Source organism: Variovorax nivicola, from assembly GCF_051216475.1.
In the GTDB taxonomy this organism is placed as follows: Bacteria; Pseudomonadota; Gammaproteobacteria; order Burkholderiales; family Burkholderiaceae_C; genus Variovorax.
Window position 1 is genome coordinate 694,378 of record NZ_JBPJZK010000004.1, and the last position, 23,936, is coordinate 718,313.

Below are 23,936 nucleotides of genomic sequence, written 5' to 3' on the forward strand. Positions count from 1 at the left end.
CACTTCCCATCACCTTTACTGATACTGAGGCGACCCGATGCGACAGCTCAACCTCGATCAACTGCGCACCCTCATCGCCATCGTCGACCTCGGCACCTTCTCGGCGGCGGCCAGGGCGCTGCACCTGGCGCAGCCCACGGTGAGCCTGCACATCAGCGAGCTCGAATCGCGCCTCGACGCACCGCTGGTGGTGCGTGGCAACCGGCGCATCACGCCCACGGCCGCCGGGGCGGCGTTGGTCGAGCGCGGACGCAAGCTGCTGCGCGATACCGACGAGGCTGTCGAGGCGGTCAAGCGCCAGGCCGAGGGGCGCACGGGCCGGGTGCGGCTGGGCACTTCCACCGGCGTGCTGGTCGACCTGTTGCCGCAGGTGCTCGAAGCGCTGGGCGAGGAGCATTCGGGCATCGACGTCGAAGTGAGCATCCGCGGCTCCTACGAGGCCATGGAGCGGCTGGCGGCGGGCACGCTCGACATCGGCCTGGTCGCCATTCCGCAGCCACCGCTGCGCGGCATCGTCGTCACGCCGTGGTGCGAGCAGCCCATGATGGCTTTCGTGCCGCAGCGCTGGAAGGCGCCCAAGCGCGTCACGCCGGCCTGGCTGGCGGCACAGCCGCTGATCTTCAACGAGGCGACCACGCACATGTACCAGCTCACGATGGAGTGGTTCGCCGATGCAGGCTTTGCGCCGCGCGCGCGCATCGAGCTCAACTACGACGCAGCCATCCGCAGCCTGGTGGCGGCCGGCTATGGCGCCGCGCTGCTGCCGCTGCAGCAGTCCACCGACACCGTGCGCAACGACCGCATGCAGATCGTGCCGGTGAGCCCGAAGCTCACGCGCCGCGTGGGCATCGCGCATCGCCAGCACGCGGTGCTCGACAGCGCGACGCTGAGCGTGTTGAAGGTGCTGACGGCGTTCAGCCAGGTCTGAGCATCGCGAGCCGCGCGCTCATGCGCGCCAGGCGCTGGGGGAGCGTGCGCACATCGTCGGCGATGCCGTGGTTGCGCCGGCCGAAGATGCGGCGCACGTAGGCATCGGCCGCGCCGTCCACCGCGAGGCAGGCGGTGTGCACGCCGGCTTCGCGCGCCTCGGCCACGGCCTGGCGGGCGTCTTCGATCAGGTACTTCGGGTCGTGCACGTCGATGTCAGAGGGGGCGCCGTCAGTCACGAGCAGGATCGCGCGTTGGCCCTCGGGCTCGCCGCGCAGGTGCGAGGTGGCATGGCGCAGCGCGGCGCCCATGCGCGTGGAGTAGCGCCCTTGCACCGCGCCGATGGTGGCGCGCGATTCGGCGTCGAGCGGCTGGCCGAAGTCGAGCAGGCGGTAGTAGTAAACCTCGGCGCGCGTGTTCGACGAGAAGCCGTGGATCGCGAGGCGGTCGATGCCGCTTTGCGCATTCGATGCGGCGAGCAGCAGGGCGGCCTGCTTTTCGATCTCGAGCAGCGAGACGCCGTGCGGGCCCGCATCGTTCGCCGATGCTGACAGGTCGAGCAGCACGAGCAGGCTCGAAGGGCGCGGGCCCTTGCCCGGGCGCATGAACAGGCGCGGGTCGGGCCGCAGGCGCAGGCGGCGGTCGATCAGCACTTCGATGGCGGCGTTCAGGTCGATTTCATCGCCTTCCCATTGGCGGCGCAGCCGGTGCGTGCGGTCGAGATGGCGGGAGCGGGGCAGGGCAAGCGGAGGGATGCGTTTGCTGTCGGCCGTGGCCTGCTTGCGCGATGTGGAGAGGCCTTGCCATGCGGGCAGCTTCTCGATCACCGTGCACCAGTCGGGGCGCAGGCGCTCCAGCTTGCGGTCCCATTCGGGGTAGGTGTAGCGGCCCAGTTCCATCATCTCGTCCATGGCGTTGGACATACCCGAGACCGGTGGCGGCCGCGCGCCCGATTGCTGGAGCGCGATGGCCTCGTCCGGCGGTGTGTCGGCCTCGCCGAAATCCCAGAGATAGCTGTTGTCGTCACGGTAGGGCGCGGGCACCGCGTAGTCCCGGGGCTCGAAGCGCACGCGCATCTGGCCGAGGTCGTTGGCGAGGATGGAGGCGATGGCGCGGAAGGCGTCGTAGTCTTCCAGGCCTGCGCGCACAGCGGTTTCATCGAACAGGCGACGGGCCTTGTTGACCCAGTGGTTGTCGTCCTGCCACGCGGACAGCATCAGCAAGCGGTCCATGCGCGCGATGAGTGCCGCGAAGCTCAGGTCCAGCGGGTCGGGCACGGGCGCCAGCGATTCGGCGAACCAGCCGTGCAGGCCGGGGAAGTCGCGGCACAGCAGGCGTTCGACGCGCGCGTCCTCGATGGCCGAGGCCACCGCGATGCCCATGGGCTTGAGCGCGCGCGCCGGGCGGGCGGGCGTGGAGTGGCGCAGGTGCGCGACCGCATGCGCGACCATGGCGCGGCCCAGGCGTTCCTCGCCCGCGCCTTCGGGCAGCAACAGGCGCTTGCCGACCAGCACGGCGCGCGCCCCGGCCAGCGCCTGCACTTCGACATCGACGCCGGCAAGCCCCCGGGCCAGCAGCGACAACGCAGCGTTCATCCGAACTGCGCTTCGACAAAGCCCTGCAGCGCGCTCGCCATGTCGGGGTCGTCCGTCAGCGCGCGCGTCATCGTCATCTCGCAGCTTTCGCGGGGCGTCAGGCCGTCGCGGATCAGCACGCCTGCGTAGATCAGCATGCGCGTCGACGCGCCTTCGTCGAGCCCCCGATGCTTCAGCTCGCGTGAGCAGCGCGCGATGGCTACCAGCTTTGCCGCGAGGTCGAGCCCGATTTCGGCCTCGTGCGCCACGATCTCCGCTTCGAGCGTGCTGTCGGGGTAGTCGAACTCCAGCGCCGCGAAGCGCTGGCGCGTCGAAGGCTTCATGTCTTTCGCGCTGCTCTGGTAGCCGGGGTTGTACGACACGACCAGTTGAAAGTCGGGGTGCGCGCGCACCAGCTCGCCCTTCTTGTCGAGTGGCAGCATGCGCCGCGCATCCGTCAGCGGGTGGATCACCACGGTCGTGTCCTGCCGCGCCTCCACCACCTCGTCGAGATAGCAGATGCCGCCGTGCCGCACGGCGAGCGTCAGCGGCCCGTCGTGCCAGGCCGTGCCGTTGGCGTCGAGCAGGTAGCGCCCGACGAGGTCGGAGGCCGTCATGTCCTCGTTGCAGGCCAGCGTGACCAGCGGCCGGCCCAGCGACCAGGCCATGTGCTCCACGAAGCGCGTCTTGCCGCAGCCGGTGGGGCCCTTGAGGATCAGCGGCATGCGGTGGCGGTACGCCTGCCGGTAAAGCGCCACCTCGTTGCCCGCGGGCCGGTAGAAGGGCTCGGTCTCGATGCGGTAGGCGGCCAGCGGATCGGGAACCGCCGCGTTCATCGGTGCTGGGCCGGCTCGTTCGGAATGCCCTCGATGGGGCACTCCGGCGTGCCCACCGTGCTGCGCGTGAACGACTCCACCATCTCGCGCGTGCCCTCGGGGTCGTTGATCCACTTCGTGTAGAAGTTGTACGGGCAGGTGGCCACGCCCTTGTCGCCGTCGCCCGAGTTGATGGTGCCGGTGTAGCCGCGGTGCACCAGCTTGAACAGGTGGTTCTGCGACTGGCCGTTCTTGCGCGCGTCGCGGATCAGGCCCATGGAGAGCTCGGCGTAGTTGATGCCCATCTCTTCCTCGCCGCATTCGCCGAGCGTGCGGCCGTCGAAGCCGATCAGCGCCGAGTGGCCGAAGTACGAATACACGCCGTCGAAGCCCGCCGCGTTGGCCACCGCCACGTAGGTGTTGTTCATGAAGGCCATGGCCTTCGACACCATGATCTGCTGTTCTTTGGCCGGGTACATGTAGCCCTGGCAGCGCACGATGAGCTCGGCGCCGCGCATCGCGCAGTCGCGCCAGATCTCGGGGTAGTTGCCGTCGTCGCAGATGATCAGGCTGATCTTCATGCCCTTGGGGCCTTCGCTCACGTAGGTGCAGTCGCCCGGATACCAGCCCTCGATGGGCACCCACGGCATGATCTTGCGGTACTTCTGGACGATCTCGCCTTGGTTGTTCATCAGGATCAGCGTGTTGTAGGGCGCCTTGTTCGGATGCTCCTCGTGGCGCTCGCCGGTCAGCGAGAACACGCCCCACACGTTGGCGCGGCGGCAGGCGTCGGCGAAGATGGCAGTCTCCTCGCCCGGCACGGTGGCGGCCGTGTCGTACATCTCCTTGGCGTCGTACATGATCCCGTGCGTCGAATACTCCGGGAAGATCACCAGGTCCATGCCCGGCAAGCCCTTCTTCATGCCGACCAGCATCTCGCCGATCTTGCGGGCGTTGTCCAGCACCTCGGCCTTGGTGTGAAGGCGGGGCATCTTGTAGTTGACGACCGCGACGCCCACGCAATCGTTGCTGCTCGAAATATCACCATGTCTCATGACGCTGCTCCTGAAGGGATGGTTGAGAAAGAAAAACAAACAAAAAAAGGCCCGAAACGGTGTTCAACCGGTTCGGGCTTTTCTGTCTGCGGTGCAACGGGTTCGTGTCGTCGAAGCCGATTGTTCTCAACTCAGCGCGGGCTGCACATACGTCATTTCGCTGATTGCGGCGGGCGCTGCGTTCAGCGGGGTCGCGCGTAGCCGGATTCGATCCAGGCGGTGGCGCTGGAGGCGGTGAGCCTGAAGGCGGGCGACACGTTGACGCTGGCGAGCTCCGAGTCGTCGGCATCGTCGTAGGCGGTGAGCGTGGCCGAGGGGTTGTCCTCGTCGGGCACGATGCTCAGGGCCACGCGAATGCGCTGGTCGTTGCGCGCGGTGACGGTCACGCTCTTGTTGAGCGTGGCGTGCAGCTGCTGCTCGTGGCGGCGGATGACTTCGGCGGCGGTCTTCACCAGCGTGGAGAAAGCGGGGCCGTCGAGCGGCTTCGGGTTCTTCTTGTCGCGGCCCATGGTCCAGGGGCCGACCAGTGCCGGCTCGGGGTCGCCGTGGCGGGTCATCTCGACGGCCCAGCCGTCGTCTTCCTCGTTCTTGATGATGCGGGCGGTCCAGCGGTCGTCGTGCCAGAGGCGGTCTTCCTGCAGGGGGAGGGTGTCGGAGTCTGTTGTCGGTTCGGTCATTCGGGTGATGTGGGTCTGGCGCGGGGTATTTTCGCCCCTGCCGCAGGGCCACCGATGTAGAGCGAGAGGCCTTCGACCAGTGCGTCGAAGGCGGCGCGGCAGCTCGGGCTGTTGCGCAGGTCCTCGTGCATCGTGACCCAAGTGTCGAGCTTCAGCGAGAAGGTGCGCGGCATCAGCCGTACCAGCGCGTCGTGGCGCTTGGCCAGCGCCACCTGGCAGATGCCGATGCCCGCGCCCGCGCGGATCAGCGCCAGCTGCGTGAGGTCGCTGTCGGTGCGCAGCGAAAAGGTGTCGCGCGTGAAGCCCTTGAGCGACTTGCCCGCGTTGCGCACGAAGGCCGAGGGCTGGTCGTAGCCGATCAACGCATGCGTGGCCAGCTCATCGAGCTTGCGCGGCGTGCCGTGGCGGGCGAGGTAGTCCTCATGCGCATGGAAGCCCAGCTCGATGTTGCCGATGCGGCGCGCCACCAGCTGCTCTTGCCGCGGCCGCACCATGCGCACGGCGATGTCGGCCTCGCGCCGCAGCAGGTCTTGCACGCGGTTGGTCGACACCAGCTCTACCTTCAGCGCCGGGTGCATCTCGCGCAGCCGCGCCACGATGGGCGGCAGCACTTCCGCGCCGACCACCTCGCTGGCCGATATGCGCACCACGCCGCGCACGCCTTCGCCTTGGCTGCTGGCGGCACGCTCCAGCGAGGCGGCGGTGCTCTCCATGGCCTCGGCATGCGCGCGCAGCGACAGCGCCACCTCGGTGGGCAGCAGCCCTACCTGCGAGCGCGTGAAGAGCACCACGCCCAGCGCCTCTTCGAGCGCGGCCACGTGGCGCCCGGCCGTGGGTTGGGTAATGCCGAGGGCGCGCGCCGCACCCGAGAGAGAACCCTCGCGCAGCACGCCGAGGAAGGAGCGGTACAGCTCCCAGCCGATGTTCGAAGTCATACATAAATGTATGGCTGCTGGCTCATGTTCGGCAATTCCAATCGAACCCGGTCAAACCCAGAATTCCTCCATCGACAACTGTTCTGGAGCATTTCATGGCACGCAACGACACGGTTCTGGTTCTTGGCGCAACGGGCGGCATCGGCAGCGAAGTGGCCCGCCAGTTGTGCGATGCGGGCTGGGAAGTGCGTGCGCTCAAGCGCGGCGCGACCGAAGGGCGCAGGGACGGCATCACCTGGCTGGCCGGCGATGCGATGGACGCACAGGCCGTGCGGCAGGCCGCGAAGGGTTGCGCGGTCGTCGTGCATGCGGTCAACCCGCCGGGCTACCGTCGCTGGTCGCAGCTGGTGCTGCCGATGCTCGACAACACCATCGCCGTCGCCAAGGCCGAGGGCGCGACCATCGTGCTGCCCGGCACGGTCTACAACTTCGGACCCGACGCCTTCCCGCTGCTGGCCGAAGACTCGCCGCAGCGCCCGGTCACACGCAAGGGCGCGATCCGCGTCGAGATGGAAAGGCGCCTCGAGGACGCCAGCCGCCAGGGCGCCCGCGTGCTGATCGTGCGCGCTGGTGATTTCTTCGGGCCGAAGGCGGGCAACAACTGGTTCTCGCAGGGGCTGGTGAAGGCGGGCCAACCCGTCAAGGGCGTGAGCTATCCCGGTTGCGCCGGCATCGGCCACCAGTGGTCGTACCTGCCGGACGTGGCCCGCACCATGGTCGAGCTGCTGGCGCGGCGTGACCGGCTCGAAGCCTTCGCCCGCTTCCACATGGCCGGCCATTGGGACGCCGACGGCACGCGCATGAGCGACGCCATCCGCAAGGTGGTTGCCCGCCACACGGGCACCAAGGTGAGCGTGTCGGCCTTTCCGTGGTGGCTGCTGACGCTGGCCTCGCCCTTCGTCGCCACCTTCCGCGAAATGCGCGAGATGCGCTACCTGTGGCAGCAGCCGGTGGGCATGGACAACGCGAAGCTGGTGGCTTTTCTCGGCCGCGAGCCGCACACGCCGCTCGAAGAGGCGGTCGAGGCCGCGCTGGAAGGCATGGGCAGCCTGGCCACGGCGCCGGTGGCCGTGGCGGCCTGATCGCTCAGAAAACCGACAGCCCCGTGCGCGCCACGAACAGCTCCAGCGCCTTCATGCCCAGCAGCGAATTGCCGGTGGCATCGAGCGCAGGCGACCACACGCACAGCGTGAGTTTGTCGGGTACCACGGCCACGATGCCGCCGCCCACGCCGCTCTTGCAGGGCAGGCCGATGGAAAAGGCCACGTCGCCCGCCGCGTCGTAGGTGCCGCAGGTGAGCATCAGCGCGTTGATGCGGCGCGTCTGCCGCTCGCCGGTGATCTCGGGCTCGCCATCGACCGGGTGCGCCCCGTCGCGGCACAGGAATGCGGCGGCGCGCGCCAGCTGGCGGCAGCTCATGCGCAGCGAGCACTGGTGGAAGTAGGTGTCGAGCACGGTGGCGACGTCGTTGTCGAGCTTGCCGAAGCTCTTCATGAAGTTGGCCAGCGCGATGTTGCGAAAGCCCGTGTCGGCCTCCGACTGCGCCACCTCGTCGTCGAAGCCGATGGGTTCGCCGCACAGGCAGCCCATGAGCGCGAGGATGTCGGCCTTGGCGCTGCCGCCGCTGGCCTTCGCCTGGCTCACCAGCCGGTCGGCCACCGCGATGGCGCCGGCATTGATGAAGGGGTTGCGCGGCTTGCCCTGTTCGCTTTCGAGCTGCACCAGCGAGTTGAACGGGTTGCCCGAAGGCTCGCGGCCGATGCGCTCCCACAGCGCGTCGCCCATGCGCTGCATGGCGAGCGTGAGCGTGAAGAGCTTCGACACGCTTTGAATGGAGAAGGGCGTGTCGAAATCGCCCGCGCCGGCCTCTTCGCCGCTACAGGTGCGCAGCGCGATGCCGAACTGCCGCGCGTCGACGCGAGCCAGCGCCGGGATGTAGCTGGCGACCGTGCCGCCCTGGCCGAACTGCGGACGCAGCGTGGCGACGATCTCGTCGAGAACGGGCTGGAAGTTCGTTGTTGTCTTGCTCATGCCGAGCGTTGTACCGCAGGCCGCCGGTTCACCAGCACGATGCCCAGCGCAACGCCGGCCAGCGCCACGATCAGTTGCGCCGTGAGCGGCTCCTTCAGCAGCACCACGCCGAACACCAGCGCGAACAGCGGAGTGAGAAAGGTGAAAGACGACATCTGCGTGGCCGGGTAGTGCCGCAGCAGCCACATCCACGCGAGATAACTGGCGAAGGCGCCGACCACCGTCTGCAGGCCGATGGAAGTCCAGGCCCATGCGGAATACGAAAAGCCCCACTGCTCGCCGAGCGCCAGCGAGAGCACCGGGCACACCGCCGCCGTGACCGCCACTTGATAGAACAGCGTCTTCTCCGCACTGGCCGTGGCCAGGCGCGTGGTGCGCAGCGTGAGTGTGGTCAGGCCCCAGAGCATGCCGGCTGCCAGCGCCATGCCGTCGCCGATGAGTTGAGACGAACTCATGTGGCCGAAGCCCTCGCTGAAGGCCAGCACCACGCCCGAGAACGCAATGAACAGGCCCAGCCACTGGAAGCCGCGCAGCCGCTCGGCCGGCACCCACCGCGGCAGCAGCAGCGACACCCAGAAAGGCGCGGTGTAGAGAAACACCGTCAGCCGCGAGGCGCTGGTGTGCTGCAGCCCCAGGTAGATGCCGGCGAACTCGCCGGAGAACAGCAGGCCGGCCAGCAAACCGGGCCACAGCGTGCCGTCGCGCTCGAACAGCGGAACGCGCCGCGACACGCACCACAGCCACAGCAGCACGGTGGCGCCGATCATGCGGATCGAGGCCTGCCACAGCGGCGGCACCTCGGCCACGGTGGTCTTGATGAGGATCTGCTGCAGGCCCCAGAAGGCGCAGCAGGCAATGAGCAGGCCGATGGCGAGGGAGTCGAGGTGGGTCTTGCGCTGGATCATTCGGAGCCGGTCAGTTGCGGCGGATTGCCGCTGAATTCATCCGATGATCGTATCGTGCCAGCGTGTTTACTGTGCGAAAGCGGTTAGCGACGGCAGCGGCGCGCGCTGCTCGAATCGCTTCTCGATGGCCAGCAGCGCCGCTTCCAGGAACTGCAGGAACATGCCCATGGCCACCGCCGTGGTCTGGCCCGCGCGCTGGTAGAGGCAGCTGAACGAGCGCGCGCCCGCGTCGGCCAGGCCGGTCCACACCAGCGTGCCGCGTTCCACGTCTTCGGCCACGTTCTCGGGAATGAGAAAGCCGATGCCGGTGCCGCCGGCCACCAGCCGCCGCACCATCGCGACCGAGCTGGTCTCCACCAGCGGGCGCACCTTGCGGTGCTCGCGGTGGTCGATCTGGTCGACCATGGCGCGCAGCTCGGTATCGGGCGTCATGAGGATCAGCGGGTGGTCCAGGCAATCGCGCAGCCGCGGCAGCTTGCCAAGGGCCGCCAGCGGATGGCCGGGCGGCGTGACCAGGCCCAGGTGCTGCGGGAACGCGCGGATTTCCTCCACGCCGGGCGGCGGCTTGCGGCGCAGGCAGAAGCCGATGTCCGATTCGCCGTTGGCCACCCACTTCAGGATGTTCTCGCCGCTGCCCGAGCGCACGCTGTAGGTCACGCCCGGGTAGTTCTTCATGGCCGCCTCGATGACCTCGGGCACCAGCTGCTCGGCCGACGAATGCGACACCGCCAGGTTGATGTGCCCGCGCCGCAGCGACCGCAGGTCTTCCACCTGGGCCAGGGCGTTGTCGAAGTCGCGCTGCCCGCGCCGCACGGCGGCCACCATGATCTCGCCCGCGGTGGTCAGCTGCATGCCGCGCGGCAGCCGGTCGAACAGCGGCGTGCCCACCTGTTCCTCGAGGTTGAGCACCTGCTGGTGCACGGCAGCCGCCGTGAGGTGCAGCGCCTCGGCCGCCTTGCGCACCGAGCCGCGCCGGGCCACTTCGTCGAAACAGCGGAAGGTCTGGGAGATGGCGCGCATGGTGCCGGGGAGTGTATGGATTTTCTATACGCACCGTACGAAACAAACAGATTTTACTGACGGGCGATGCGGCCTACATTCGCGCCATTCTTCAATCTCCCGAGGTTCGTTCCGTGACCACAACCACCGTCGACCAGATCACCCAGCGCCGCCGCGGCACCGGCCTGATCGCCCACGACCCGGCGCTGAGCGCCGGCGGCTACACCCTGATCGCGCCGCAGACCGACGACGGCAACGTCTACCTGATCGACATCGAGGGCCGCGTCGCGCACCAGTGGAAGATGCCGGTGCGCCCGGGCCGCGCGGCGGTGATCCTGAAGAACGGCAACCTCGGCTACAACGGCAACCACGCGAACTCGCCCGAGATCTACGGCGCCTGGTCGCTGTGGCACGGCGGCGATTTCTACGAGGCCACGCCAGAGGGCGAGATCGTCTGGCGCTTCGAAGACCCGACGCACCACCACGACGCCCGCTGGCTCGACAACGGCCACCTGCTGTACGCCGGCTGCGCGCCGGTGCCGGCCGGCTTTGCCGAACGCGTGCCGGGTGGCACCGCCCACGGCCCCGATGAAGCGATGTACGGCGACGTGATCCGTGAGGTCGACCGCGACGGCAAGCTGGTGTGGGAATGGAAGGCCTGGGAGCATCTGGCGCCGGAAGACTTCCCCATCCACCCCGGCTTCGGCCGCACCCACTGGCCGCTGGTGAACGGCCTGGACGTAACGCGCGAGGGGCTGGTGCTGATGAGCCTGCGCACAACGTCCGGCATCGTCGGCGTCGACAAGGCCACGGGCGGCGTGAAGCTGCACATTCCGCCATCGGTGCTGTCGCACCAGCACGCGCCGGTCGCTCTGGCCAACGGCCACATTCTTGCTTTCGACAACGGCAACTTCCGCACCGGCAAGCATGTGGCGTTCTCGCGCGTTCTCGAAATCGACCCGACCTCGAACGAGGTCGTGTGGCAGTACGCGGACGAACTGGTCAACGCGTTCTACACCGCCTACATGGGCAGCGCGCAGCGCCTGCCCAACGGCAACACGCACGTCACAGAGTCGGCCACGGGGCGCCTGTTCGAGGTCACGCCGGCCGGCGAGGTGGTGTGGGAATACGTGATTCCCTGGTTCGCCGAATACCCCGACGAGGCCGCGCGCAAGTACGTGCCCGGCCGGCAGAACAGCGTGTTCCAGACCTTCCGCTACACCGCGGCGCAACTTCCCTGGCTCAAGGCTTCCGCATCATGATTTCTTCCGCCCTTCGCATTGCAATCCCACTGGCGCTGGCGCTGGCGGCGGCGCTGCCTCTTTCCGCGCAGGCCGCCGACGCGCCCAAGCCCGTGCGCATCCTCAGCAACTGGTTCGCCCAGCCCGACCAGGCCGGCTACTGGCAGGCGCAGCAGGACAAGCTCGGCAAGGAAGCCGGCATCGAGATCAGCGTGCTGCAGGGCGGCCCGAAGATCCAGACCATTCCGCAGGTGGCCTCGGGCCAGGCCGAGTTCGGCATCGGCAATGCCGACGACGTGCTGCTGGCCCGCCTGCGTGGCGCGCCGGTGCGCGCGGTGTTCGCGCACCTCGACTACGTGCCCTACACGCTGGTCTATCACGCCGACCCGGCCGTGAAGTCCATCGCCGACCTGCAGGGCCGCACCTTCGCGGTGAACATCGGCAACGCCTACTGGGAGTGGACGAAGAAGCAATACAAGCTCGCGGGCACACGCGAGATCCCGGTGAGCGGCGACCTGAGCCTGTTCCGCAACGACCCGAAGATGGTGCAGCAGGGCTATTCGCTCTTCCTGCCCGCGCGCATGGCCGCGGCCGGCGTGCAGGTGCAGCAGGTCACGCTGGCTTCGCTGGGCTACCGGCCGTACGACGTGCTCTTCACCACCGACGACATGATCCGCAAGAACCCCGCGCTGGTGAAGGCCACCATCGCGGCGGTGCAGAAGGGCTGGGCCAACTACGTGCGCAACCCCTCGGGGCTTAAGCCGCTGATCACCGGCATGAACAAGCAGATCACGCCCGAGATCTACGACGCGGCCAACAAGGAAATGATCGAGACGCTGATCTCGCACGACCTGGGCCGCATCGGCTGCATGACCGACGCGCGCTGGAGCGAGCTCGCGGGCCAGCTGCGCAGCGTGAACTTCCTGCCGCCGAACTTCGACGCGAAGCAGGGCTACGACCGCACGCTGGTGCCGGGCTGCAACCCATGAACGGCGAGGGCGCGGCCGTCGGGCTGGAGGGCGTGTCGAAGCGCTTCGACACGTGCAAGGACGAGGGGCTGCAGGCGCTGGACACGGTCGACCTGGCGCTGCGCCCCGGCGAGTTCGTCTCCATCGTCGGTCCCTCCGGCTGCGGCAAGTCGACGCTGCTGCGCATCATGGCGGGGCTCATCGCGCCGAGCACCGGGCGCTGCACGCGGCCCGAGGGCATCGAGACCGCCTTCGTGTTCCAGGAAGCCGCGCTGCTGCCCTGGCGCACCGTGGAGCGCAACGCGCAACTGCTGATGGAGCTCGAAGGCCATGCACCCGCGAGCTACCGGGCGCGCGCGGCCGAGGCGCTGAAGCTGGTGGGGCTCGCGGGCTTCGAGAAGTCGTACCCGCACCAGCTCTCGGGCGGCATGCGCATGCGGCTGTCGCTGGCGCGCGCGTTGGCGTTGCGGCCGGGGCTGCTGCTGCTCGACGAGCCGCTGGCGGCGGTCGACGAACTCACGCGCGACGTGCTGCAGGAAGAGCTTTCGTCGCTGTGGCGGCAGGCCGGCTTTACCGGCGTGCTGGTGACGCACAACGTGCATGAGGCGGTGTACCTGTCGAACCGGGTGGTGGTGATGTCGCCGCGGCCGGGACGCATCCTGGACGTGATCGACGTGCCTTTCGAATTCCCGCGTGCGCCCGAGCTGCGTTCCAGCGCGGGCTTCGCGGCGCTCACGGGGCAGGTGACGGCGGTGCTGCGTGCGCAGCATCACGCGCAGGCCTTGGCCTGAGGGGAATGGCGATGACCCGGTCCGATTCTTCTTCTCCAGCCATGGCCTTTGCGCGCAACGCAACCCCAGTGCTGGTGGTCGCGCTGCTTGCCATCGGCTTATGGTGGCTGCTGAGCGCCACCGTCTACCAGGGCAAGGGCTACCTGCTGCCATCGCCGCAGGAAGTGGCGGCGGCCACGGCCGAGAACGCCGCGGTGCTCGCTGGCGCGACGCTCTCCACGCTGAAGGAGGCGCTGCTGGGCTATGCGCTGGCCATCGTGCTCGGCATTGCGGGCGCGGCGGTGCTGGCGCAGTCGCGGCTTCTGGAGCGCAGCCTGTATCCGTACGCGGTGCTGCTGCAGACCGTGCCGGTGGTGGCGATCGCGCCGCTCATCGTGCTCTGGTTCGGCTACAACGAGCTGTCGGTGGTGATCGTGAGCTTCATCATGTCGCTCTTCCCCATCATCAACAACACGATGCTGGGCCTGCGCTCGACCTCGCGCAATCTTGCGGAGCTGTTCGCGCTGCATCGCGCGAGCGGGCTGGTGTCGTTCTGGAAGCTGCGGCTGCCGGGCGCGCTGCCGCACATCTTCGCGGGGCTGCGTATCTCGGCGGGGTTGTCTGTGATCGGCGCCATCGTGGGCGAATTCATCATCGGCTCGGGCAATGCCGAAGGCGGGCTCGGCGTGCAGATCGTGTTCGCGCAGGGGCGCATGTACACCGCACTGCTGTTCGCCGAGGTGATCGCGGCGACGCTGCTGGGCTTTCTGTTTTTCCTGGTGGTGAGCGCGATCGGACGGCTGCTGCTGCGGCACTGGCACGAATCGGCACTGGGGAACTGAACGCTGCGCTTGCCCTATTTGGCGGCCACCGGGTAGGGCGGCTTGCCGCGCGTGCCCACCATCAGGTCGGGCACGACGGTCTCGACATCGGGCAATGCACGCGCCGCGCGCTCCAGCTTCTTCGCCATTGCCGCGTTCGGCACACAGCCCTGCAGGTACACCCATCGGCGCTGGATCATGACCCACACGCTGCCCTTGTTCACACCCGGCACCGCGAGCAGCGCGGCGCGCACCTTGGGCGCGAGCGGCTTGTCGTAGCGGTAGGCGTTGCTGTCGGTGCACTTGCCGGCCAGCCAGCAACTGGTGCCGCGCTCCAGCCGCGAATGGGTCTGCACGCGGCGCTCTTCGGCCGTGTAGAACGGCCCCTCGGGCATGGCACAGGCCGGCAGGCCCGCGGACACCTGGAAGAACGGATCGTCGAACCAGTTCTGCTTGAGCGGCCCGTTCGCTTCCTGCGCCATGCCGGTCTGTGCGGCAAGCAACAAGACAGACGACAGCAGCGCAGGGCGGCGCATCACAACGGGTGTTCGGTGTAGAAGCGCCCGCCGTGGAACAGCAGCGGCGAGGCGCCCGCGTCGTGCGTGCAGCGCTCCACCTCGCCCACGAAGATCACGTGGTCGCCTTCGTCATAGCGGCTGCGGTTGAAGCACTCGAAGCTGGCCGCCGCGCCCACCAGCACCGGCGCACCGCCCAGGCCCTCGGTGAAGGCCACGTCGGCCCAGCGGTCGATGTTCTTGGCGGCGAAGCGTTCGGCCAGCGCCTTCTGGTTGGCCGCCAGGATGTTCACCGTGTAGTGCGAGCCGGTGCTGAGCGCGGGCATCGAGCCGGCCGCGCGCGCCAGGCTCCACAGCACCAGCGGCGGCGCCAGCGACACCGAGTTGAACGAGTTGGCAGTGAGGCCGACCAGCGTGCCGTCGGCCGCGCGCGCGGTGACCACGGTGACGCCGGTGGCGAACATGCCGAGCGATTCACGAAACTCGTCGGTCGAGAAAGAGGGCGGCTGGGCCCGGCGGGGAGTGGTCACGAAAGAGGCTGGGCGGTGGTCGGCAGGAGGGCCATTTTGGCTCAGCGCCCGGCGGGCTGCCTGACCGGGCCCATCAACTCCGTCACGAGACGGGTATAGACGGTGGCGGCGGCCGAGGGCGTTCGGCCCGCGAGCGTGACCAGGCTGTAGTGCGTCTGCATGCGGGCAAAGCCCACCACCGGCAGTGGCACGAGGGCGTTGGTGTCGGTGTTCAGGGCCGGCGCGTGGGGCGCGAGGATCACCGCGTTGGCGGTCAGGGCCAGGTGGCGCAGGGTGCCGGCGTCGTCGCAGGTGACGTTGAATACGCCGCGGTCGTCGCTCTGGATCTGGCTGTCGAAATACGCGGCCACTTCGGCGGGTAGGTTGGGGCCGGCCACGGGATAGCGCATTGCTTTTTCCAGCGTCACCTGCTTCAGCCGGCGCAGCGGGTGCTTCGGCTGCACGAAGAACGAGACGGGCAGGTCGGGCAGCCGCGCGAGCTTGAGGCCGGGCTGCTTCTTCAGGTCGCGGGTGTCGGCGATGAACAGGTCGAGCTGGCGCCGGTGCAGGCGCTCGCTGAGCGTGGCGGTGTCGGCCACTTCCATGCGCATCAGGAGTTGCGGATGGCGCTGCGTCATCAGCGAAAGGGCCATGCGCCCCAGCGTGCTCGCGGCGAAAGGGCCGAGCCCCACGGCGAGGCTGCCGATGGCGAGGCCTTCGAGCTGCAGCACGTCGCGCTGGATCTGCTGCGCATCGGCCAGCAGCTCGCGGGCGCGAGCGAGCACGAGCTCGCCGGCCTGCGTGAAGCGCACGGTGCCATAGGCGCGGTCGATCAGGCGCGCCTGCAGGTTGTCTTCGAGGGTGTCGATGCTGCGCGAGAGCGCGGGCTGCGACAGGTGCACGGCCTGCGCGGCGCGGCCGAAGCTGCCCTGCTCGGCAAGGGCAACAAGGTGCTGGAGTTGGCGCAGCTGCATTTTGCGTTTTATTTAAAAAGCGAGAGCATATTTTGCATTTGCCAATGCTTCTGCTGCTTCGCAGAATTGCTGGATGACCCGTTCTTCCTCTTTCTCCGTTGCACTCGTTGCCCTGGCGTGCGCGCTCGGTGCCTCGTCGATCTCCGCGCAGATCGCGCCCAAGGCGCCCGAGTCTTCCACGCTGCAGGCCAACGCCGACATGGCGAAGACGCTGCCGTTCGCCAACCGGCAGGACTTCGAGGACGCGATGCACGGCTTTGTCGGCACCGTGCCCGACGCACTCGTGCCCGGCAGTGGCGCGCGCCCGGTGTGGAGCATGAAGCCCTACGACTTCCTGAAGGCGGGCGAAGCGGCCGACACAGTCAACCCGAGCCTGTGGCGACAGGCCCAGCTCAATGCGATCCATGGCCTGTTCAAGGTGACCGACCGCGTCTACCAGGTGCGCGGCTTCGACATCGCCAACATGACCATCGTCGAAGGCGACAGCTCGCTGATCGTCATCGATCCGCTGCTGGCCGCCGAAACCGCGCGCGCCGCGCTTGAGCTGTACTACCAGTACCGCCCGCACAAGCCGGTGGGCACGGTGATCTACACGCACGGCCATGCGGACCACTTCGGCGGCGTGAAGGGCGTGATCGACGAGGCCGACGTGAAGGCCGGCAAGGTGCAGGTGCTCGCACCCTCGGGCTTCATGGAAACGGCCGTGGCCGAGAACATCCTCGCGGGCAATGCGATGAGCCGGCGCTCGCAGTACCAGTTCGGCACGCTGCTGCCGCCGGGCGCGCGCGGGCAGGTCGACACGGGCCTGGGCAAGGCGCTGGCGCGCGGCACCATCTCGCTGATCGCGCCCACGTCCACCATCGACAAGCCGACCGAAGAGCGCACCATCGACGGCGTGCAGTTCGTCTTCAAGCTCGTGCCGGGCTCGGAGGCGCCGTCGGAAATGATCATGTACCTGCCGCAGTTCCGCGTGCTGAACATGGCGGAAGACGTGACGCACAACATGCACAACCTCTACACCATCCGAGGCGCAGAGGTGCGCGACGGCAACCTGTGGTCGAAGTACATCGACGAGGCGCGCGTGGCCTTCGGCGACAAGGCCGAGGTGCTTATCGCCCAGCACCACTGGCCCACCTTCGGGGGCGAGCGCATCGTCGACCTGCTGAAGAAGCAGCGCGACATGTACAAGTTCATCAACGACCAGTCGCTGCGCCTGCTCAACCAGGGCTACACGGCGGCCGACATTGCGGAAACGCTGCGCATGCCCGCGAACCTGGAGCAGGAATGGTCCGCGCGCGGCTACTACGGCACGCTGCGGCACAACGCCAAGGCCGTGTACCAGAAGTACCTGGGCTGGTACGACGCCAACCCCGCCAACCTGAACCCGTTGCCGCCGGTGGCCTTTGCGAAGAAGACGGTCGAGTACATGGGCGGCGCGGATGCGGTGCTGGCGCGTGCGCGTGAAGACTTCAAGAAGGGCGAGTTCCGCTGGGTTGCCAGCGCGATGAGCCAAGTCGTGTATGCCGACCCCGCCAACCGCGCGGCCCGCGAGCTGGGCGCCGATGCGCTCGAACAGCTGGGCTATCAGTCGGAGGCCGGCACCTGGCGCAGTGCGTATCTTGTGGGCGCGATGGAGCTGCGCAACGGCGTGCCGAAGATTCCGGGCGGCAACAGCTCCAATGCCGACACGCTGAAGGCGGTGAGCAACGACTTGTTCTTCGACTTCCTCGGCGTGCGGCTCGATGCGGCCAAGGCCGAGGGCAAGAAGATGGTCATCAACTGGAACTTCACCGATTCGAACCAGCAGTTCGTGCTGACGCTGGAGAACTCCGCGCTCACGCACATCGCGGGGCAGCAGCCGGGCGCCGACGCCACGGTGACGCTGAGCCGCGCTACGCTCGATGCGGTCACGCTGAAGGAGACTAGCTTTCCTGCGGCGGTGCTGACGGGCAAGGTGAAGATCGATGGGGATCGTACAAAGCTGGCGGAGTTGATGTCGATGCTCGACACCTTTGAGCCGATGTTTCCTGTTGTCGAGCCGCGGAAGTGAGCGTTCGGTGTGCGTGCGAATGACACCGGGTACTCCCCTCCGCGAATGTCCCCCGGCCTTCGGCCTTCTCCTTTATTTCGCTGCGGGGAGCACCCGATGCCATTCGCACATGGACGCGGCTGTCGTGCCAGCCAATCAACCAGTGCTCTGAATGATCACGCCGATGGGGTGCCTTGCGCAGCGAAATAAAGGGGGAGGCCGCAGGCCGGAGGACATTCGCGGAGCAAGGTACCCCGTCGGCGTGATCGCACCCTGAACAGTCAAAGCCCTAGCCGAAGAACCAGTAGCAGACCGCAATGGCCGCCACCACGCCTGCCAGCTCGGCCAGCAGCGCACACGCCACCGCATGTCGCGCGCGCTGTATGCCAACGGCCCCGAAGTACACAGCCAGCACGTAGAAGGTGGTTTCAGTGCTGCCCTGGATAGTGGCAGCCACCAGTGCGGGGAAGCTGTCGACGCCCTGGCTCTTCATGGTCTCGATCAGCATTGCGCGCGCCGCGCTGCCCGAGAAGGGCTTGACGAGCGCGGTGGGCATGGCGTCGACGAAGCGCGTGTCGAAGCCGCCCGCGTTTACCAGCCAGCGCAGGCCGTCCAGCGCGAAGTCGAGTGCGCCAGACGCACGCAGCACGCCGACAGCGCACAGCATCGCGACGAGGTACGGCAGCAGGTTCTTCGCGATGTCGAAGCCTTCCTTCGCGCCTTCGATGAAACACTCGTACACCTTGATGCGGCGGATTGCCCCGGCCAGCAGGAACACGACGATCACGCCGAACAGCGTGAGGTTGCCCAGCAGCGACGACAGCGAGGCGATGGCCGTCGCCGACAGCGTGCCCAGTAGCGCCATGAAGCCGCCCAGCAGCAGCGCGCCCGGCAGCAGGTAGGCCAGCACCACCGGGTCCCAGAGCCGCAAGCGCTGCGCTACTGCCACCGTGAGCAGCCCGATCAGCGTGGAAGCACTGGTGGCCAGCAGGATCGGCAGGAACACCAGCGTCGGGTCGCCCGCGCCCTGTTGCGCGCGGTACATGAAGATGGTGACTGGCAGTAGGGTCAGCGACGAGGCATTAAGTACCAGGAAGAGGATCTGCGCGTTGGTGGCCGTCACCGGGTCGGGGTTCAGCCGCTGCAACTCGCGCATCGCCTTCAAGCCGATGGGCGTGGCGGCGTTGTCCAGCCCCAGCGCGTTGGCCGCGAAGTTCATGGTGATGAGCCCGAGCGCCGGATGCCCCGCCGGCACGCCCGGCATGAGCCTGCGGAACAGCGGCCCCAGGAGCCGCGCGAGCCAGCCGACAAGCCCCGCCGCTTCGGCGATGCGCAAGAAGCCCAGCCACAGCGTGAGCGTGCCGAACAGCAGCACCATCACCTCGACCGCCAGCCGCGCCATTGCGAACAGGCTCTCGACCAGCGCCGCGAACACGGTCGGGTCGCCGCCGATGAGCCACCGCCCCAGCGCCGCCAGCGCCGCCACCCCGAAGAAACCAAGCCACAAGCCGTTGAGCACGCTTCTTTTCCTTTTGTTTCGCTTCGATGATAGGGCCGCCATCCGGGTCCGCCGCGAGCTACAGTTCGGGCCATGCGCGCTCTCATCGTCCGTCGTTTCGCCGCCTGCCTGAGCGTCTTGGCGGCCATATGGCTCACCGGCTGCGTCAGCCTGCCGCCGCCCGAGCCGAAGGCGAACGTCACGGCGTTCACCGACGTGGCGCAGACAGAACTCGGGCAGCTGGCGGCCAAGGACGCGCCGGGCGATTCCACCGCGCTGTCGGGCTTCCGGCTGCTGCCGGAGGCGGCGTTTGCGTTCGATGCCCGCATCTCGCTCGCGCGGCATGCCGAGAAGTCGCTCGACGTGCAGTACTACCTGGTGCAGCGCGACGACATCGGCCTGCTGTTTTTGCGCGAATTGCGCGAAGCCGCGGCGCGTGGCGTGCGGGTTCGCCTGCTGGTGGACGACCTCTACACCGGCGGCGAGGACGAGCTGTTCGGCACGCTCGCGGCCTTTCCGAACGTGGAAGTGCGGCTGTTCAACCCGCTGCCTTCGCGCGCCAGCTCGCTCGGCACGCGGCTGCTCATGTCGCTGACCGACTTCGGCCGCATCAACCACCGCATGCACAACAAGATGCTGTTGGCCGACAACAGTTTTGCCGTGTCTGGCGGGCGCAATATCGGCAACGAGTACTTCATGCGCAGCACGGCCGCGAACTTCATCGACATGGACGTGATTTCGAGCGGCCCGATCGTGCGGCAGATGTCCGAAGGCTTCGACCGCTACTGGAACAGTTCGCACGCATGGCCGATAGAGCGCATCGCGCCCCTGCGCGGCATGACGCGCGAGGCGGCGCAGCGGCGCTTCGACGAGATTGCGCGCACGGCCGTGCCCGACGTGCCCATTCGCCCGCGCGACGTGCTCAACAAATCGCCCGTGGGCGAGCAGCTCATTACCGGCAAGCTCGACCGTTATTGGGCGCCGGCCACGCTGTTCATCGACGACCCCGACAAGATCACGCGCAAGGCCGACGAGGCCTACATCGGCAGCGTGACCGAAGGCGCGCTCAGCGTGATCAACGCTACGCGGCGCGAGGTCGTCATTGCCTCGCCGTACTTCATTCCGGGCCCCAAGGGCATGGAGGAGATGCGGGCTTGCATTGCCAAGGGCGGGCGCATCACGGTCGTGACCAATTCGCTGGGCGCAACCGACGAGCCGCTTGCCTACGCGGGCTACGAGCGCTACCGCGCCGACATGCTGAAGATCGGCGTCACCATCTTCGAGATCGCACCCACGCTCAGCGGCAGCTCGGGCCGCTTCGGCGACTTCGGCAAGTCGATCAGCCGGCTGCATGCCAAGCTGGCCATCGTCGACAACGAGCGCTTCTTCGTCGGCTCGATGAACCTCGACCACCGCTCGGCCGCCGTCAACACCGAGGTCGGCCTTGTCATCGACAGCCCCGAGCTGGTGCAGGACTACAACAAGCTCATGTCGGGCGAGCGCGTGAACCTCGGCTACCGGCTGCGGCTCGGCCCCAACGGCCGGCGCGTGCAATGGCTGGAGTACGACGATGCCGGCGGCGACATCGTCCACGAGGACGAGCCTGGCGAATTTCTCTGGCTGCGCTTCAAGAACTGGCTGCTGCTGCCCATCGTGGGCGAAGAGCTGCTGTAGCAGCCGCTGCCTTGCCTGCTGCACGCGCTCCGGCGTGCATGCAACCGTGTAATACGGCTTGCACACGGCCCCTCTAGATTGCGGCGTCCCGCACACAACAATCAGAGGGATTCCAAGATGCGCACCACACTCACCGTGGCTCCCGCGCCACGAGCCATGCCCGACCTGCGCTGGCTGGCCGGCTTGGCGTGCACCGCCATCCTGCTGCAAGGCTGCAACGGCGGCGGCAATAGCCAGCCGATCGTCCTCGGGCCGCCCGCAGCCCCGGCACCCGCTCCGGCACCCGCTCCGCAGCCCGACGCCGCCACGGCCGACGCCAACCTGCAGGCCGCCTGGGTCGAGATCGGCGACAACAACACGGCAATCGCGCGCGCCATCACCAGCTACACAGCATCAGCCTCCGCCACGGCGGCCGACGCCAACGCCGTGTGCCCGCAGATCACGGTGGACGGCAAAGCGGTGCGCATGACCCTGCGCATCGGTGCCGGCACGATGGCGCTGCGCACCACGGCCAGCGACCCGGCCGATTCGAAACCTTCCGACTTTCCCGTGTCGGCCTGCGAAACCACGCTGCCCGCCGACGCGAAGCAGGCCGCCGTCGGCAGCCGCACGCTGCCGCTGCCCAAGGCCGAGCCGCAGCGCGTGCTTGTGCTGGCCGACACCGGCTGCCGCATGAAGAAGGCCGACAACGCCTACCAGCCGTGCAACGACAGCACCGTGTGGCCGTTTGCGCCGATTGCCGCCACCGGCGCGGGCTTCAACCCCGACCTGGTGCTGCACATTGGCGACTACCACTACCGCGAGAACGCCTGCCCCGACGACATCGCCGGCTGCAAGGGCAGCCCTTGGGGCTACGGCTGGGACACCTGGCAGGCCGACTTCTTCAAGCCCGCCGCGCCGCTGCTCGCCAAGGCGCCGTGGATCCTGGTGCGCGGCAACCACGAGGAATGCGCGCGCGGCGGCCAGGGCTGGGCCCGCTTTCTCGACCCGCGCCCGTATGCCGACAAGCGCTCGTGCAACGACCCGGCCAACGACAGTAGCGGCAACTACGCCGAGCCGTATGCGGTGCAGCTGGGCACCGGCTCGCAGGTCATCGTGTTCGACTCGGCCAAGGCCGGCAAGGTGGCGCTGAAGACGGACGATCCGCAATTCATCGCTTACCAGAAGCAGTTCCAGACCGTCGCGACGCTGGCCGCCAAGCCCGGCATCACGACCACGATGTTCACCAACCACCACCCGATCCTGGCGTTCGCGCCGATCGCGGGCTCGACCCCTGCATCGGGCAACCTCGCGCTGCAGTCGGTGATGAACAACCTCAACCCCAAGGCCTACTACCCCAGCGGCGTGCACATTGCCCTGCACGGCCACGTGCATGACTTCCAGGCGCTGAACTTCGCCACCGACCATCCCGCCACCCTGGTGACGGGCAACGGCGGCGACAACCTCGACGTGGCCCTGCCCGACCCGCTGCCGGCTGGCACCACGCCCGCGCCGGACGTGACGGTCGACCGCATCACGCACCACAGCAGCTTCGGCTTCATGCTGATGGAGCGCAAGGCCGCGCCCGACGTGGGCTGGACCTTCAAGGCCTACACGGTGGCCGGCAAGCTGCTCGCCACTTGCGCGCAGACCGGCCGGACACTGGCTTGCGACAAGACCGGCTTCCTGACGCCGTGATGCGGGGCCTGGCGCTGGCGGCCATCTGCCTCGGGTGGATGAGCGGCATCGCGGGCGCCGCCTCCGGCACGGCGCAGATCAACCCCGGCGGCCCGTCGAGCGTGGTGATCGAGCGCATCGGCGCCACGCCGAAGATCGCCGCGCGCGTCGACCCCACTGCGGCCACCTTCCGGCCCGACCCGGCGCTGGCTGCGCTGGCTGCGCTGGGCAAGCGCATCTTCTTCGACACGCGGCTGTCGCAGCCGCAGGGCACCTCGTGCGCCAGTTGCCACGATCCGCTGCGCGCCTTCACCTCGACGCTGAATGCGGCTTCGCTGGCCGGGCCGCGCACGCCGCAGGGCAGCCGCCCCGGCCGCTTCAGCGCGCGCACCGCGCCGTCGCTGCTGTATGTGCGCTACGTGCCGCGGCGGCACTTCTACCAGGACGACGACGCGCCTTTCGCCTCGCCGTTCGGCGGCCTGTTCGCCGACGGCCGCGCCGACACGCTGGCCGAGCAGGTGCGCGGCCCGCTGTTCGACGCTGACGAGATGAACAACACCTCGCCGCAGAGCCTGCTGCGCAAACTGCGCGGCACCGACCTCGCGCCGGCGATGTCGCTGGCCTTCGGGCCCCGGGTGCTGCGTGATCCGGAGCAGGCGGTCAAAGGCATCGGCCAGGCGCTGCAGGCTTACCTGCAAAGCGACGAGATGGCGCCCTTCAGTTCGCGCTTCGACGACTACCTGCGCCATCGCACGCCGCTGAGCCCACAGGAGACGCGCGGCCTCGCGCTGTTCAAGAACCCGGACAAGGGCAACTGCATGTCGTGCCATACGCTGTCCGACACCGCGAGCCGGCCCGAGCGCTCGCTGTTCACCGACTTCGGCTACGACGCCATCGCCGTGCCGCGCAACCTGTTGCTGCCCGCCAACCGCAATCCGCGCCGCTTCGACAACGGCCTGTGCCGCACCGCCGCACAACTGCGTTGGCCGGAGCCCAACCAGTGGTGCGGCTACTTCCGCACGGCGGGGCTGCGGAATGTGGCGGTGCGCCAGAGCTTCATGCACAACGGCGTGTTCACCACGCTGCGCGATGCCGTCGCGTTCTACGCCACGCGCTCGACCGATCCCGCGAAGTGGTACCACGGCAAGCCGACCTTTGACGACGTGCCGGTGGCCTATCGCGGCAACATCAACGTCAACTCCACGCCGATGAACCGGCGCCCTGGCAACACCCCGGCGCTGACCGACGAGGAGATCGACGAGATCAGCGCCTTCCTGGGCACCCTGACCGACGCGCGCTATGTGGCGGCCATGCCGAAACCGGTGACGAAGTAGCTGTCCCCGTCACTTCTCGGAGTGATGGG

At 68.1% G+C, this 23,936-nt stretch carries 22 protein-coding genes; 10 read left to right on the forward strand and 12 right to left on the reverse strand.

All coding sequences use genetic code 11. The features are described from left to right. Positions 1–37 precede the first annotated feature (37 nt). Entirely contained in the window at positions 38–928 is an 891-nt protein-coding gene (locus ACSFBF_RS20070; RefSeq protein ID WP_435469976.1) for a LysR family transcriptional regulator, read from the forward strand. On the opposite strand, the gene ACSFBF_RS20075 is transcribed toward ACSFBF_RS20070, so the two are convergent. The 5 genes from ACSFBF_RS20075 to ACSFBF_RS20095 all read right to left on the reverse strand — a co-directional run bounded on the left by ACSFBF_RS20075 (position 915) and on the right by ACSFBF_RS20095 (position 5,983). Continuing rightward, positions 915–2,522, reverse strand: a complete 1,608-nt coding sequence (locus tag ACSFBF_RS20075) for a nitric oxide reductase activation protein NorD (protein WP_435469978.1) — start codon at positions 2,520–2,522, stop codon at positions 915–917. The two genes, ACSFBF_RS20070 and ACSFBF_RS20075, sit on opposite strands and share 14 nt — an antisense overlap. Continuing rightward, entirely contained in the window at positions 2,519–3,337 is an 819-nt protein-coding gene (locus ACSFBF_RS20080) for a CbbQ/NirQ/NorQ/GpvN family protein (protein WP_435469980.1), read from the reverse strand. Before ACSFBF_RS20080 ends, ACSFBF_RS20075 begins: the two co-directional genes overlap by 4 nt. Then, positions 3,334–4,371 (reverse strand): aliphatic amidase, encoded by a 1,038-nt coding sequence (locus tag ACSFBF_RS20085; RefSeq protein ID WP_435469981.1) that lies wholly within the window; start codon positions 4,369–4,371, stop codon positions 3,334–3,336. The genes ACSFBF_RS20080 and ACSFBF_RS20085 overlap by 4 nt, the downstream gene beginning before the upstream one ends. Before the next feature lie 182 nt (positions 4,372–4,553). Further along, a complete protein-coding gene (locus ACSFBF_RS20090) occupies positions 4,554–5,048 on the reverse strand; it encodes a hypothetical protein (protein WP_435469982.1) in 495 nt (164 codons plus the stop codon). Beyond that, positions 5,045–5,983: a LysR family transcriptional regulator gene (locus ACSFBF_RS20095; protein ID WP_435469983.1), complete on the reverse strand. Its 939-nt coding sequence runs from the start codon at positions 5,981–5,983 to the stop codon at positions 5,045–5,047. The genes ACSFBF_RS20090 and ACSFBF_RS20095 overlap by 4 nt, the downstream gene beginning before the upstream one ends. 95 nt (positions 5,984–6,078) lie before the next feature. Here ACSFBF_RS20095 and ACSFBF_RS20100 point away from each other — a divergent pair, with 95 nt between their 5' ends. Then, a complete protein-coding gene (locus ACSFBF_RS20100) occupies positions 6,079–7,065 on the forward strand; it encodes an NAD-dependent epimerase/dehydratase family protein (RefSeq protein ID WP_435469985.1) in 987 nt (328 codons plus the stop codon). 4 nt (positions 7,066–7,069) lie between these two features. Here ACSFBF_RS20100 and ACSFBF_RS20105 read toward each other — a convergent pair whose 3' ends face one another. From ACSFBF_RS20105 to ACSFBF_RS20115, 3 genes are all read right to left on the reverse strand, one after another. Continuing rightward, positions 7,070–8,014, reverse strand: a complete 945-nt coding sequence (locus tag ACSFBF_RS20105; protein ID WP_435469987.1) for a glutaminase — start codon at positions 8,012–8,014, stop codon at positions 7,070–7,072. Further along, entirely contained in the window at positions 8,011–8,919 is a 909-nt protein-coding gene (locus ACSFBF_RS20110) for a DMT family transporter (protein WP_435469989.1), read from the reverse strand. The genes ACSFBF_RS20105 and ACSFBF_RS20110 overlap by 4 nt, the downstream gene beginning before the upstream one ends. 66 nt (positions 8,920–8,985) lie before the next feature. Continuing rightward, positions 8,986–9,939 carry a LysR family transcriptional regulator gene (locus ACSFBF_RS20115; RefSeq protein ID WP_435469991.1) on the reverse strand — a complete coding sequence of 318 codons (954 nt, stop codon included), beginning with the start codon at positions 9,937–9,939 and terminating at the stop codon, positions 8,986–8,988. A gap of 113 nt (positions 9,940–10,052) precedes the next feature. Here ACSFBF_RS20115 and ACSFBF_RS20120 point away from each other — a divergent pair, with 113 nt between their 5' ends. The 4 genes from ACSFBF_RS20120 to ACSFBF_RS20135 are packed head-to-tail and all read left to right on the forward strand — an operon-like array spanning position 10,053 to position 13,739. Further along, the gene (locus ACSFBF_RS20120; protein WP_435469993.1) at positions 10,053–11,180 is read left to right on the forward strand and encodes an aryl-sulfate sulfotransferase; all 1,128 of its coding nucleotides are present in this window, start codon (positions 10,053–10,055) and stop codon (positions 11,178–11,180) included. Continuing rightward, positions 11,177–12,148 carry an ABC transporter substrate-binding protein gene (locus ACSFBF_RS20125; RefSeq protein WP_435469995.1) on the forward strand — a complete coding sequence of 324 codons (972 nt, stop codon included), beginning with the start codon at positions 11,177–11,179 and terminating at the stop codon, positions 12,146–12,148. Before ACSFBF_RS20120 ends, ACSFBF_RS20125 begins: the two co-directional genes overlap by 4 nt. Further along, the gene (locus ACSFBF_RS20130; protein ID WP_435469997.1) at positions 12,145–12,918 is read left to right on the forward strand and encodes an ABC transporter ATP-binding protein; all 774 of its coding nucleotides are present in this window, start codon (positions 12,145–12,147) and stop codon (positions 12,916–12,918) included. The genes ACSFBF_RS20125 and ACSFBF_RS20130 overlap by 4 nt, the downstream gene beginning before the upstream one ends. A gap of 11 nt (positions 12,919–12,929) precedes the next feature. Next, positions 12,930–13,739: an ABC transporter permease gene (locus tag ACSFBF_RS20135; protein WP_435469999.1), complete on the forward strand. Its 810-nt coding sequence runs from the start codon at positions 12,930–12,932 to the stop codon at positions 13,737–13,739. Between the two features lie 14 nt (positions 13,740–13,753). On the opposite strand, the gene ACSFBF_RS20140 is transcribed toward ACSFBF_RS20135, so the two are convergent. The 3 genes from ACSFBF_RS20140 to ACSFBF_RS20150 are packed head-to-tail and all read right to left on the reverse strand — an operon-like array spanning position 13,754 to position 15,716. Continuing rightward, entirely contained in the window at positions 13,754–14,254 is a 501-nt protein-coding gene (locus ACSFBF_RS20140; RefSeq protein ID WP_435470071.1) for a BON domain-containing protein, read from the reverse strand. Continuing rightward, positions 14,254–14,763, reverse strand: a complete 510-nt coding sequence (locus ACSFBF_RS20145) for a flavin reductase family protein (RefSeq protein WP_258351935.1) — start codon at positions 14,761–14,763, stop codon at positions 14,254–14,256. Before ACSFBF_RS20145 ends, ACSFBF_RS20140 begins: the two co-directional genes overlap by 1 nt. Positions 14,764–14,804: 41 nt before the next feature. Further along, the gene (locus ACSFBF_RS20150) at positions 14,805–15,716 is read right to left on the reverse strand and encodes a LysR family transcriptional regulator (protein ID WP_435470001.1); all 912 of its coding nucleotides are present in this window, start codon (positions 15,714–15,716) and stop codon (positions 14,805–14,807) included. A gap of 73 nt (positions 15,717–15,789) precedes the next feature. Between ACSFBF_RS20150 and ACSFBF_RS20155 the strand changes: the two genes are divergently transcribed. Beyond that, entirely contained in the window at positions 15,790–17,766 is a 1,977-nt protein-coding gene (locus tag ACSFBF_RS20155) for an alkyl/aryl-sulfatase (protein ID WP_435470003.1), read from the forward strand. A 268-nt stretch (positions 17,767–18,034) separates the two neighbouring features. Here the strand turns inward: ACSFBF_RS20155 and ACSFBF_RS20160 are convergent, their stop codons facing one another. Beyond that, a complete protein-coding gene (locus ACSFBF_RS20160) occupies positions 18,035–19,264 on the reverse strand; it encodes a nucleoside recognition domain-containing protein (protein WP_435470005.1) in 1,230 nt (409 codons plus the stop codon). A gap of 72 nt (positions 19,265–19,336) precedes the next feature. Here ACSFBF_RS20160 and ACSFBF_RS20165 point away from each other — a divergent pair, with 72 nt between their 5' ends. The 3 genes from ACSFBF_RS20165 to ACSFBF_RS20175 all read left to right on the forward strand — a co-directional run bounded on the left by ACSFBF_RS20165 (position 19,337) and on the right by ACSFBF_RS20175 (position 23,907). Further along, on the forward strand, positions 19,337–20,917 hold the full coding sequence (locus tag ACSFBF_RS20165; RefSeq protein ID WP_435470007.1) for a phospholipase D family protein: 1,581 nt from the start codon (positions 19,337–19,339) through the stop codon (positions 20,915–20,917). A gap of 117 nt (positions 20,918–21,034) precedes the next feature. Then, on the forward strand, positions 21,035–22,594 hold the full coding sequence (locus ACSFBF_RS20170) for a metallophosphoesterase (protein WP_435470009.1): 1,560 nt from the start codon (positions 21,035–21,037) through the stop codon (positions 22,592–22,594). Next, entirely contained in the window at positions 22,594–23,907 is a 1,314-nt protein-coding gene (locus tag ACSFBF_RS20175) for a cytochrome-c peroxidase (protein ID WP_435470073.1), read from the forward strand. Before ACSFBF_RS20170 ends, ACSFBF_RS20175 begins: the two co-directional genes overlap by 1 nt. The last annotated feature ends 29 nt before the right edge of the window (positions 23,908–23,936 follow it).